Annotated in this window: 1 protein-coding gene; it reads right to left on the bottom strand. The window is 65.9% G+C overall.

What is annotated here, in order from left to right; translation table 11 throughout:
- Positions 1–255: zinc-binding dehydrogenase (locus R6V09_RS54915; protein WP_317888712.1), on the bottom strand; the 255-nt coding region annotated here is incomplete at both ends.

Below are 255 nucleotides of genomic sequence, written 5' to 3'. Positions count from 1 at the left end.
GCGTCGGGTGGATCTTGCCCTTCGCGACCAGCCGGTTGGCCTCCCAGGCCTCGCGGTAGTTGGCGAAGTGCGAGCCGATGATCCGCTTCAGGGACATCCACAGGTAGCGGTTGTCGTACTCGTGGTTAAACCCGGAGGTCGAGGCGCAGGTGACGATCGTGCCGCCCTTGCGGGTGACGTAAACGCTTGCGCCGAAGGTCTCGCGGCCGGGGTGCTCGAAGACGATGTCCACGTCCTCGCCGCCGGTGAGCTCAC

The sequence above is a fragment of the Streptomyces sp. W16 genome (assembly GCF_033194735.1).
Taxonomy (GTDB): Bacteria; Actinomycetota; Actinomycetes; order Streptomycetales; family Streptomycetaceae; genus Streptomyces.
Note: the sequence above shows the minus strand (reverse complement) of the source record. Positions and strands in the feature narration are given on the sequence as shown.